Annotated in this window: 9 protein-coding genes and 1 pseudogene; 3 read left to right on the plus strand and 7 right to left on the minus strand. The window is 46.5% G+C overall.

Going from position 1 to position 11,980, the window contains the following annotated elements:
* Positions 1-110: 110 nt before the first annotated feature.
* Positions 111-1,124 (minus strand): annotated as a pseudogene (locus tag MC7420_RS44295) (DUF7453 family protein); the annotation flags it as partial.
* 682 nt (positions 1,125-1,806) lie between these two features.
* Here MC7420_RS44295 and MC7420_RS07095 point away from each other — a divergent pair.
* Together MC7420_RS07095 and MC7420_RS07100 are read left to right on the plus strand one after the other, a co-directional pair.
* On the plus strand, positions 1,807-3,471 hold the full coding sequence (locus tag MC7420_RS07095) for a CTP synthase (RefSeq protein WP_006099539.1): 1,665 nt from the start codon (positions 1,807-1,809) through the stop codon (positions 3,469-3,471).
* Positions 3,472-3,557: 86 nt separating this feature from the next.
* Positions 3,558-3,977: a hypothetical protein gene (locus MC7420_RS07100; protein ID WP_006099378.1), complete on the plus strand. Its 420-nt coding sequence runs from the start codon at positions 3,558-3,560 to the stop codon at positions 3,975-3,977.
* A 254-nt stretch (positions 3,978-4,231) separates the two neighbouring features.
* On the opposite strand, the gene MC7420_RS07105 is transcribed toward MC7420_RS07100, so the two are convergent.
* Positions 4,232-5,197, minus strand: coding sequence for an aldo/keto reductase (locus MC7420_RS07105; RefSeq protein ID WP_006099153.1), 966 nt, complete (start codon positions 5,195-5,197; stop codon positions 4,232-4,234).
* Between the two features lie 171 nt (positions 5,198-5,368).
* Between MC7420_RS07105 and MC7420_RS07110 the strand changes: the two genes are divergently transcribed.
* The gene (locus MC7420_RS07110) at positions 5,369-6,103 is read left to right on the plus strand and encodes an SDR family oxidoreductase (protein ID WP_044205556.1); all 735 of its coding nucleotides are present in this window, start codon (positions 5,369-5,371) and stop codon (positions 6,101-6,103) included.
* 106 nt (positions 6,104-6,209) lie between these two features.
* Here the strand turns inward: MC7420_RS07110 and MC7420_RS07115 are convergent, their stop codons facing one another.
* The 5 genes from MC7420_RS07115 to MC7420_RS43265 form a co-directional block, all read right to left on the minus strand.
* Positions 6,210-6,518 (minus strand): hypothetical protein, encoded by a 309-nt coding sequence (locus MC7420_RS07115; RefSeq protein ID WP_006099384.1) that lies wholly within the window; start codon positions 6,516-6,518, stop codon positions 6,210-6,212.
* 817 nt (positions 6,519-7,335) lie between these two features.
* Entirely contained in the window at positions 7,336-8,019 is a 684-nt protein-coding gene (locus MC7420_RS07120) for an SDR family oxidoreductase (protein ID WP_044205558.1), read from the minus strand.
* A 103-nt stretch (positions 8,020-8,122) separates the two neighbouring features.
* Positions 8,123-8,710, minus strand: coding sequence for a Uma2 family endonuclease (locus tag MC7420_RS07125; protein ID WP_044205560.1), 588 nt, complete (start codon positions 8,708-8,710; stop codon positions 8,123-8,125).
* A 55-nt stretch (positions 8,711-8,765) separates the two neighbouring features.
* Positions 8,766-11,318 carry a CHAT domain-containing protein gene (locus MC7420_RS07130; RefSeq protein WP_006099296.1) on the minus strand — a complete coding sequence of 851 codons (2,553 nt, stop codon included), beginning with the start codon at positions 11,316-11,318 and terminating at the stop codon, positions 8,766-8,768.
* 524 nt (positions 11,319-11,842) lie between these two features.
* A complete protein-coding gene (locus MC7420_RS43265; protein WP_269546253.1) occupies positions 11,843-11,977 on the minus strand; it encodes a hypothetical protein in 135 nt (44 codons plus the stop codon).
* Positions 11,978-11,980: the final 3 nt, after the last annotated feature.

The following is an 11,980-nucleotide window of genomic DNA, read 5'->3' on the forward strand; positions in this document are numbered from 1 at the left end:
GTGGTAAAGCCATTGGGATACAAGCTTTGGCAATAATCAACCCGCGCTTGATTGCCCTCTTCCGGACAAAATAGGGTAATCGGTTTCGTCTCGCTACCCAATGCTCCCCAAAATGCCAGATAATTTCCATCGAAGGACAATGCCTCACCCAATCGAGTGAAGGGCAAACTGCTACCTGGTGCAGTTTCACCAAGAGACACTAATGGATTAAGGGTTCTCGGCTCAAGCAACGATACTTGATAGATACCGCCCAAAGTTGGCGATTCCTCATTATCAACGCCGAGAAATACAGCATTTCCCCTCGCGGCACTCGGCGGTGCTGTTGAACCAAAGAGAATGCCCGTAGGATTGTTACCAGGGATAACGGTATTGCTATCGGCAATCAACTCAACGGAATTCGTGCCACCATTCGCCAAGACATCCCGAAAATAAACCCCCGTCTTCCCTTCTCCTGTTGCCTGATCCGTCCAATTTCCCTTAAAGACGATGGTGCTGCCATCGGTGGGTGCAGGTGCGCCAGGAAACTGGTCAAATCGCGTAGTGGGGCTACTGCTTGGAACGCTGAAGTAGTCAAATCCACTCACTTCACCAAGCTGGCTAGCTCCCGTGACCAGCTCTCCCATGGGATTGGTGTAAATTCCGGAAGTCCCCAACTGAGTCACTGTTTCCCCCGTGACCGGATCGATAACCTGCCATACTGGGTTAGATTGTCCACGGGTCGCTGTCATGCTAGAATCGATATCGATTCGCGGGAAAGACGGAAACTCCGTAAACTCGGCGCTGGTGTTGTTCGGCTCAGGTACAAGAGAACCCCGTGTTGCGATCGCTTCGATCGAACCAAGATTGAGCAGATCACGGCTAAAGATGCCAGTACTCGGTTGCCCACCTTGTCCACCTCGACTGCGAGCACGAAAGACAACAAGACCACTGCTATTGACTGAGGGTTGATTATAGCTGTTAAATAACCGATTAGTGCCAGGAATGTTATCACCGTTGTTGACGACTGTGGTGAAATGAAACGGTGAAGTGTCTGAAAAGGTAGCTGCCTGTAGGGGCGATTCATAGACTAGAAAACAAGTGGTTCCTAGAAGTGCAGCTTTGAAGAATAAAGTAGCTTTTTTCATAAACAACCTAAACAACACCCTATATTTAGGTTGAGTATACGGAAAATCGCCCTATTTTTGGTAAAGAAGCTGTAAAATTTGAGAGCTGATTTATAAAGTAGAGATGAAGAGGCTCTCCTTGTGCAGTGAGTTTAGGGCTATGTTGAGTACAGTGACTATATATATATTAGATAACGAAACATCAACTTTTGTAAAGGTATGCGGATAATTTGTTACCTTGCCAGTCGGAAGCGATCGCAAGTCGTCTAGCTTGGGAAGAGGGATGAGCGTTGAGTGGGAGAGGGGCTAGGGGCATTGTCAGGTATAGTTCATCGGGCTTGGGGAGAAAAGCAGGACGAAAAAAGCGTCAGGCTTTCGGGGTGGACATTCCAGACGAGAGCGGATGTTCAACGTAAAGGATAAAAGAATCCCAAAAACTAATCGGGCAGAGCGTAGACGAGTTGTGCATAGAAAATGGAGAAAGGATGTTCTCAGCGTGACTTGTGGCGTCTGAAATTAGGAGAAGCGAGTTTCATTGGTTTGGGTGTACAGGGTGATGGCAATTTCAATAACCGGTCAGGGGAAGATTACTCTTATCAGTGATTGAGGGCGTCACACTCCAGCCCGACTCCCAACAATCTGAAAAGACTGTGGCACAATTAACGGGGTGCATCTTGAAAAGTCTGGCGTACTTAAAAATTCTATGGCTAAATTTGTCTTTGTAACAGGTGGGGTTGTATCTAGCATCGGTAAGGGTATCGTTGCTGCTAGCTTAGGACGATTACTCAAATCACGGGACTATTCGGTGTCGATTCTTAAGCTAGACCCCTATATTAACGTCGATCCAGGAACTATGAGTCCCTTTCAACATGGGGAAGTCTTTGTCACAGCAGATGGGGCGGAGACGGATTTAGACTTGGGACATTATGAGCGGTTTACGGATACGCTGATGTCTCGCCTCAATAGTGTCACCACCGGATCAATCTATCAGGCGGTTCTGAATAAAGAGCGTCGCGGTGACTACATGGGGGGAACGGTTCAGGTGATTCCCCATATTACCAATGAGATTAAAGAACGGATTCATCGGGTGGCAAAAAATACCAATCCGGATGTGGTAATTACCGAAATTGGGGGAACCGTCGGGGATATTGAATCCTTACCATTTTTGGAAGCGATTCGTCAATTCCGTAAGGATGTGGGGCGCAATAATGTGCTGTATATGCACGTCACCCTGCTACCGTGGATTCCGTCAGCGGGTGAAATGAAAACCAAGCCGACTCAGCATTCGGTGAAAGAACTGCGTTCGATTGGCATTCAACCGGATATTTTAGTTTGTCGGTGCGATCGCCCCCTGCAACCAGGGATTAAAGAGAAACTCTCGGAGTTCTGTGATGTGCCTGTAGAATCCGTGATTACCTCTCCCGATGCCAATAGCATCTATGAAGTCCCCCTGATTCTAGAACAAGAAGGACTGGCAAACCAAAGCTTAGATTTATTACAACTCCCCCAACGGGAACCTGATTTAAGCCAGTGGCAAACCTTGGTGGAACGTATGCATCGCCCCATCCATCAGGTGGAAATTGCCATTGTCGGTAAGTATATCCGCTTGAGTGACGCTTATCTGTCGGTTGTCGAAGGATTGCGCCACGCCGCGATCGCATTAGGGAGCGAATTCAACATCCGTTGGGTAAGTTCGGAAGATATTGAAACCGAGGGTGCGGAAAAGTTTTTAGCGGGAGCCAACGCGATCATTGTTCCGGGAGGCTTTGGTATCCGAGGCGTCGATGGCAAAGTAGCAGCAATTGAATATGCCCGTACCCAAAAAATTCCTTTCCTGGGTTTATGCTTGGGAATGCAGTGTTCTGTCATTGAATGGGCGCAAAATATTGCCCTGCTTGAAGATGCTCATAGTGCTGAGTTTGTCCCCAATGCTCGGAATCCCGTGATTAACTTGTTGCCCGAACAGCAGGATGTTGTGGACTTAGGGGGTACGATGCGCTTAGGGATGTGTCCTTGTCGGATTCTGCCCAATACCTTAGCTGCTTCACTCTATGAGGAGGAGGTGATTTATGAACGTCACCGACATCGCTATGAATTTAATAATGCCTATCGTAACCTGCTTTTAGACACAGGTTATATGATTAGTGGCACATCCCCCGATGGTCGCTTAGTGGAAATCATTGAATACCCCGATCATCCATTTTTCCTGGCGACTCAGTTTCACCCAGAGTTTAGCTCTCGACCGAGTACGCCCCACCCCTTGTTTAAAGGATTTGTGCAAGCTGCGATCGAGCAATGCCAGAGTGAAGATGCAATTTCTCCAACCAATGCTTCCATTATCCAGCAATCCCCAGTGCAGGTATCGTGACCTAGAGATTTGAATTTTGAGTTATGAGTTTACCCAAATTATCCACAACTCATAACTCAAAGCTCGCAATAGCTTGAGGAGGTTTTGTGGCGTACTGGATACAAATTGATTATGAACGCAGTGATTATGTGATTGACTTAGATCGCATCAGTGCGTTTGCCTGCGCTCCCAACGGCAAAATTATCTTCTGGTTGCCGAATAGTGCCCACCAGATTATCATTAATCAGCAAGGTGATCCAGAGGGGTATCATCAAGTTTTGGAGTATATTAAACAAGTCTGTGCTCATTCCCTAGCTGGATCTTGGATTCAAGTTAGATATGAGCGCAGTGATTATGTAATTGATCTAAACCGCATCAGTAGCTTTTCTCACGCGGCGAGTGGCAAGTTAACCTTTTGGTTACCCGATAGTTCAATTCCGATTATTATTAATGAGCAAACTGATCCAGAGAGTTATCAGAAGATTCTAGATTATATTAAACGTAAAACAGGTTATGTTATTTCTTAGAAAGTTAAATTGGAGCGGGTTTAGTCAAATCGGGGCTGGCTCAGAAACGATAGTGGTAAAACACGCCCCTACAGATCCGCATTCCGTGAACGAAGAAGGGTGAAGACGCACCATGGAACGCCTCTACATAGCTCCGGGAGCTGTAGCTTAAGTTGACACAGATGGCGGACAAGAGACTTGCACTAAGTAGGGCTTGCTGAGCCTTGATTGATAAGGGTTTCCAGTTTGTACAGCAAGCCCTAATTATTGGTCTGTTATGAATTCCAATCCCACATCACGGGATTATCGTCCAGGGGATCAGTAACAATACGTCCGATCGCGTCAATTTCTTGCAGTTCTTCTTGAGATAACTTCACCTCAGCCGCCTTAGCATTACTAGAGGATTGTCCCTCATGACGCGCTCCCGCGATCGCATTCGTTTGCGGTTGGGCAATTAACCAAGCTAAGGATAATTGAGCCAGACTACAATTATGACGTTCGGCAATTGGGCGCAGTTTATCTAAAGCTTGCTGCGCTCGTTTATAGTTGTCTCCTTGAAACAGACGATTTTTGGCACGATGATCGCCTTCTCTTAATTGATGATCGGGTCCAAATTTACCTGTGAGCAATCCTTGGGCGAGGGATGAGTATGCCAAGATTGAGATATTATTCTCAATGCAGTAGGGTTGGGCATCCTGCTCGACTTTACGCCAAAACAAGGAATAAGGCGGTTGTAAGCTGTCAATCTTCCCATACTGAGCTGCTTCTTCTAACTGAGCGTGGGAGAAATTCGATACACCAATTGCCCGAATTTTGCCTTGTTCCTTCAACTTGTTCAAGGCGCTCATTGTTTCCTCAAGTGGTACTACCTCAGTATTAAATGTTCCGGGGGGCCAATGAATTTGGTATAAGTCGATATAGTCCGTCTGGAGATTTTTCAGAGAGCGATCGCAGGCTTCGATAACTTTATCGTGTTTCAGATTCCCCACCCACACTTTGGACGCATAAACCACCTGATCGCGCACCTCGGATAATGCCTGGGCAACAATCTGCTCCGAATGCCCATTACCATAGATTTCTGCGGTATCCACCGTCGTGATACCCGCGTCAAAAGCGGCTCGGATGGCTTTAATCGTTTCCGCATCTTCAATCCCCACCCAGTGGGTTTTACCCGCCTGCCAGGTGCCCATGATAATCGGTGTGATTTTGATATCGGAAGTTCCTAAAGGTCGCGTTTCCATAACCAATTCCTGTGATTGTAGACAATTTTAACTCCAATTAGCCAAGGGATTAACCAATAAGCCAATCTCATCAAATCTTCTAAGCTTTGGCAGAGTCTTGGCGTCTATCCCAGGTACAATTAGTTGAAACCTCCAGATAGTAGGTTGCTGAAAACCTCTCAATACAAGGATATGGAAGATCATACCCGTAAAATTGCCTTAGTTACAGGTGCTAATAAAGGCTTAGGTTTTGAAATTAGTAAACAACTCGCCCAAAAAGGTATCCGCGTTATTCTGGGAGCCAGAGATGCCCACAAGGGGCGGGAAGCTTGCAAAAAACTGAAGCAAGAGGGATTAGACGTAGATTTCTGTCTTTTGGATGTGAACAGTCATGAGAGTATTGACAAAGCCGTTCGTTGGCTTAAACAAGAACTTGGTGAACTGCATATCCTCGTGAACAATGCCGGGGTGCTACTCGATAGAAAAACGTCTGTATTGGATGTAGATTTTGATACGTTCTCGCAAACCCTGCAAACAAATCTTTATGGCGCTTTTCTAATGTGTCAAGCTTGCATTCCTTTGATGAAAGAATCAAATTATGGTCGCATTGTCAATATGTCTAGTACCCTTGGTTCTTTTGCGGAAATGAGTGATCCAAGTTCGCCTTATTATGATATTCTCACTCCTACCTACAGACTATCTAAAACAGCTCTCAATGCGGTTACAGCTTTGTTTGCCAAGGAGTTGCGAGGAACCAATATTTTAATCAATTCGGCTTGTCCGGGTTGGGTGAAAACGGATATGGGTTCTGAAGCTGCACCGTTAAACATTGAGCAAGGTGCTGATACCCCTGTATGGCTGGCAACTTTACCCGATGATGGACCCACGGGTGGCTTTTTTAACCGTCGTCAGCCTATGGCTTGGTAAATAAAGTCGAGTAGAAAAGTAATGCGAATCCAGTGCAACCTTCCTACTTCCCTTCTGCCTTTTGCTTTGTCTCCACCAACATGTAAGTATTCAGCCGGATATTATATCATCCCTTTCCTTCTAAAATTTCTATCAGCCTATCTTCTAAAGCATTCCGAGCCGCCACATCTGAACAATGATCAATGAGAGATTTTGCCGCCGATATCGCGGCTTGAGCTGTGGGGAAATCAAAACCGCCAAAGGGATCAATAATGGTCGGTTCGAGCAACTGTTCTGATTCTAGCCACGTTACTGTCCAACGCCCTGTTTTTCTCTCCCAAATCGGAATAATTAGATATTCATCCCAATGGGTGTGGTAGCGTTCGGCTTGATCAAAATTTGCCTTATAAGAGTGGCGTTTATAAACGTTATCCACTACTTTTCAATCCTCCCTGATTCTTGATGCTGTAGTGACATACTCCTACACCAACCTGAGTACAGGTATGGTGTAGGCTTCCAAGACAATCCGACTATTGTTTAGGAGACTCTTGGCTTTATTAACGACACGGGATGCCCCTCCGCGCCGGAACAATACAAAAGTCTGTTCGTGCCTTTGTACTGCTGGAATTTTACCCGCCCACAGATGCGACTATGAGTAGTCGGTTTCTGGACCCAAGCCCATATTCGGTGATTGTCAAGGTTCAATGTACAGGAAGCGATTAGCTTTATTTGATTAACCTGTACGCTATAATGGTAGTAAACTGAAAGCATATTGACAACCATGAAACAGGTAACAACACGGGTATCGGACAGAGAATATGAACACCTCACCAAGTTTTGTCAATTAACAGAAAGAACCCAATCTGATGTTATTCGTGAGTTGATACGCAGGTTGTCAATCTCAGGGGTGTTGAACCCCATCGATTGACCGCCTATCCATCTCACGCCAATTTGAGTACAAATATGGCGTGAGGCTTCCGGCGTTCAGCTAAACCCTGGTTTAGAGTCCAGGACTTTGCCTTGAATGGTAATTTCCCCATAGCTAAGTCAAGAAAATCTCGCCTTTTTGCTTTCGTCGTACTATCAAATATTTGACATGATTAGTCGATTTTAGCTGATTTGGGCGAGGTTTCCCAAGGCTTTATTTGTGAAACTTTGTATAGCTCCCGTTTTTCTCCTCTACCTGCTGTTTTTAGGCTGAAGCGAGATAATTGCCGTCTCGCCTCAAACGCAGAGTCGAATCTCTGATTATATCATGCGGGGACAGTTAAGGGTTGACCATTATCGGCAGGAGTCAATTGCAGCAAGAAGGGAACTGCTTTTTTCTTCCAATCTTGGATAGCCGTATAAGACGCCGCCGCTTCGCCATAGCAAACTTCCAGCATCTCAGTATGGATAATACCGGGACTTAGGGGAATCGCCGCCATTCCTTTGGGTAATTCTTGAGCTAGCGATCGCGTCATGCCTTCAATTGCCCATTTAGAGGTACAGTAGGAGGAAACTTGGGGTGAGGTTGAGCGTCCCCATCCTGAACTCAGATTGACAATAATACCGCTTCCCCGGTCAATCATTGCTGGGATAAAATGGCGAATCACATTGGCGACTCCCTTGATATTGACATCAATCAGATCAGAAAAATCTTGGCTGGGAATTTCCCACAACGGGGCGAGGTTATTAATAATTGCCGCATTATTAATGAGTAAATCGGGCGGACTGTACTCGTTGAGGAGAAGTTTTGCCCAAGCCATCACCTGATCTTCATCGGCAATATCGACCACGGTAAAATTATGGGGAGGACCAAAGGCTTGATTGAGATCCTTGATTGCCGCCTCGTTTCGAGCGCAACCCAAAACTGTATGTCCTTGAGCGATAAATCCCTCAGTCATTGCTCGACCTAAACCCCGGCTGACACCTGTAATCACGATTACTTTTGCCATGGTTACTATTTTCCCTTGATACCTTTCCTCTAATAGATTAAGGCGATATGGGAAGACAAACAAACTGTCTGGAGTCTGGAGACGTTCCACCGGAACGTCTCTTCTACATAATTCCCTTTAAATTCAACACAAATCCCGGCAACACATCTTCTCCTGACAGAGTAGCCGGAGAGTTGAGAATTTCTACATCCTCTCCTGGACGATAAATCTCAACTCGCTTATTTTTACGGTCAATTAACCATCCCAATTTTGCCCCGTTATCCCTATATTCTCTCATTTTTTCTTGTAGTTCTTTCAGCGAATCGGTTTCCGAACGCAATTCCACGACCAAATCTGGACAAATCGGGGCAAATTTCTTTTGTTGTGTCGGAGTTAACGCTTCCCATCGTTCCCGGCGTATCCAAGAGACATCAGGGGAACGCTCGGCACCATTGGGAAGTTTGAAGCCACTCGATGAATCAAAGGCAATCCCTAAATTATTCTTACGGCTCCAAGCTTGGAGTTGATAGGCGAGTTCAATATTGCGATTTCCCGTTTCACTACCCGTTGGTGACATGATTAGTAATTCCCCTGATGTTGTCCGCTCAAATCGGTAATCTCGGTTTCTCTGACACAGCTCAAAGAACTGATCATCGGTTAAATCGATACTCAATTTTATCCGAGAAGGCAGAGTAATAGTTGCTCTATTCATACAGGTATTACCACAGCATATTTTATCGAATTTTGGGAACCCACCCATGCCGATTTTATTGTGTTTCTCCTAGGAGCGATCGCCAATCTTGGATCGCCTGCTCAGACCAAAGCCAATTCTGACTCAGGGCGTCAGGCTGGAAATTCACAGGGTCATCTTGGAGAACTTTTTTCCGCAGTTTCAACGATTCATTTAAAAGATTGGTGCGCTTTTCGGCTGGCTGTGGTTGAGCAGATTTCCAGAATCCTAAAGCTAATCCCGCATACGCTGTTAACGCTTCTTTCTTCGCCCCATTTCCCGCCACATCTGCATCGATTTGCTCTTGTTCAATTAAGGTGAGAGCATCTAACCAAGCATTGTTAGCTCGCTCGAAATCTCCTTCTGCGTAGTAGGCAAAGCCAAGGGCATTGTGATATTTAGCCAAGTCAGGTTGGGCTTTAACTGCTGTTTCCCAATACCGTCGCACATCGCTGATATTATAGTTTGTATCCCCAGTTTGAAGCGACTGCCAAGCCAGACGTCCTCTCAAAAAACTGATGGTTGGATTATCCAATTGGGAGGGAGAAACAGCCTTTAACGCTGCATCGGCTTGAGACAATGCACCTCTATTGAGTAAAGCTTCAACCGCTTCCGTTCCGGCTTCGATATTTCCCTGACCCAATTGTTCGATCGCTATAGCGGTGACGCGACTGGTTTCGGCTTGCGCTAAGTTGATCTGATCTGAGTCTGAGGGTTGGGGTAGACTCGGCACAGGAGAATCAGGCGATGTAATTAACGTATCAGGTTGCGGCTGACGGTTCCAAACCAGGGCAAAACTTAATAGTGCGATCGCAACAGCACCAACTCCCAATCCAACCCACAGTTTAGGCGCAACTAACCAGGAACGCCATCCCTTTTGAGTCGGTTGCGCTGGCGAAGGTTTAGACTTAACCGTATCCTCAGATGACAGCCTTGCTGTTTTTGGCACAGACGTTGGTGCTGGCGCGGCTGAGGAAACCGGGGATTGCTGAGGCGGCGGGTTGGGTACGTCCTGATTCTCTTGTTCAGGCGCTGGTTGTGGGGGATGGTTCGGATCTAGGGGAGGTAATTTCGGTTCCTCGATCTCCGGCTCACTATCCAGTTGTTCGAGTAAATTCTTAATAAAGCTAGACGGATCATCCCCCTCATCTTCTGAGGGCGTCTCCTCTGAGGGCGTCTCATCGAGCCAATTTTGCCTCGGTTGATACTCATACTTAGCTAGGGGAGGTTTCTCCTCTAGCAGGAACTCATCCTCATCCTCTAACCTCGTTCTGTTTAACATCTGTTGTGTGAATAGTTCGGCGTCACTTTCATCAGAGACTAATGGCATATCTGGTGGTTCCGATAACTGTAATCGTTCTTCCCGATGGTGATAGTCATCGTCCACGTTGGTGAGGAATCCATCAAATTCGGGATGCAGGTAAAGTACAGGCAGCGCCCAATATAATTGGTTAGAGCCATAGGCAGAAATTAGCCCCTGTCGCGCTCGACTCAGACTCAGATCAATCGGATAGCCTTGATTGAGATTCCGATACAGGAGGCGAGTCAGGGTGAGTGCCACTTCATCAGGAATTCGCTCTGCCATTGCCAAAACCCCAGGAATACCTCGCTTGACCAAGGCTTCGGCTAAATTGCGCTCTTTGCCATTGTCTAAGGGGTCTGAGGTGGCTGTATAAGCGCCACGACAGGAATTAAATACGGCTAATTGCACGCCGTTATTTGCCAGCAATCCGGCTAAGTCATTACCGTTTAAGGTTTCCGTTAATCCGGTTTTATTACTAACTAAATAAACATCACCGCCAGAATCCCCCAGACTACTGTGACCTGCATAATGGAAGACTTGATATTGACCTTGTTCTAAAGCTTGGGTAAGTTGTTCTCGTCCCGGTTGTTCGAGAATGGTGAGTTGAATCGCCGGGGGTTCTTGGCGAGAACGGTTTTTGAGTTCTTCTTGTAGATGTGCTGCTTCCTGTGCCAGTTCTAAACTCTCTTGATCACTCGGTCCAGCAATGACCATAAGAATTTTCAGGACAGGATTAGGTTGAGGGGGGAGAGAATGAATTGGTCGCATCAACCCGGTGCTGAGTTGATACCGGGAGAAGGCGACATCCGTCCCCGTTGCCAAAGGGCGATCGCCTGCATGGAGAACTTCCCAGGGTAAGCGGGGTAAGCGATTTCCTTTGAGTCCCAGGCGTAGTCGTAATACAGTGCGTTGATTTTGCGCGATCGCTTGTGCCATCATCCAGCTATCACGCAAGCTCCCTTGAAATAAAGCATTATAGAGTTCCTGACCCAGCGCCACCAAGTTTTGGCAGGATTGACGCACTTGCTGATCGGAGTTAGGCAAGAAAAACAACTCATCCATACCGCCAGCCCCCCCTTGTAACAAGCCCAGAAGGGGATCATTCATCAGTTGTCTCGCTTGCGTTAACCACTCATCCATGGGCCAACGCACTTGTTCTTCTGCCAAAGGCACCCCGGGTGCGACTCGTTCAATCCGCACTAGATGCTGGTCATCCCCCAAAGGGGTCACAGAGATATGGAATTCCTGTGCCACTGCTATTGCCTGGTCAAGTTTGCTGAATGTCAAGGGTTTTTACTGGGTTTACAATATTTATCGCATTCATAGTGTCTTTAGATATAGATTGATTTAATTCTATGAAAGTTTCCTTATAGAGTTTAGGGACTCAGACGCGAGTCATGTATTCAATGAGACCTTTTGACCTTATGGATGAGGGGCGAGACATTAACCCTTGTTGAGAACCCTGGAATTTTTCGGCGGCGGATGCTACTGAACTCAAATTGAGGAACTGATCCAGGATTGTTCCGGATCAACCCCGCCTATTCCAGAAGAGTGGAATGGTAGATGCACCCTGATTGACGTTCCCTGGCTCACTGATTTGGGCTAGGGATTTTTTTTTAGCCCTAGTGGGTAAGCCACATCCAGCATTTTTCCGTTGCTATGTACATCGGGATGAAGGAGTTTTTCCGAATGTAGGGGTGGGTTTCACAATTATCGTTTTTTTTCGCCCCGATTTGACTAAACCTGCCCCTAGAGAAGGTTTCAGTTGTGATTGTACAGACTGGTTCTGTTTGGGTTCAGTTCAATCTCTCTTATCTTAGCAACGGTTGTCCGATAGGGATAAATCCGGAAATTCCTCTGGGAAAGGAAGTAGAAGTAGGGTGGGCATTGCCCACCAGCATACCAGTCATTACCTGTAGGGGAACGGCACTGCTGTAAGCTGTCATGCC

Source organism: Coleofasciculus chthonoplastes PCC 7420, from assembly GCF_000155555.1.
Taxonomy (GTDB): Bacteria; Cyanobacteriota; Cyanobacteriia; order Cyanobacteriales; family Coleofasciculaceae; genus Coleofasciculus; species Coleofasciculus chthonoplastes_A.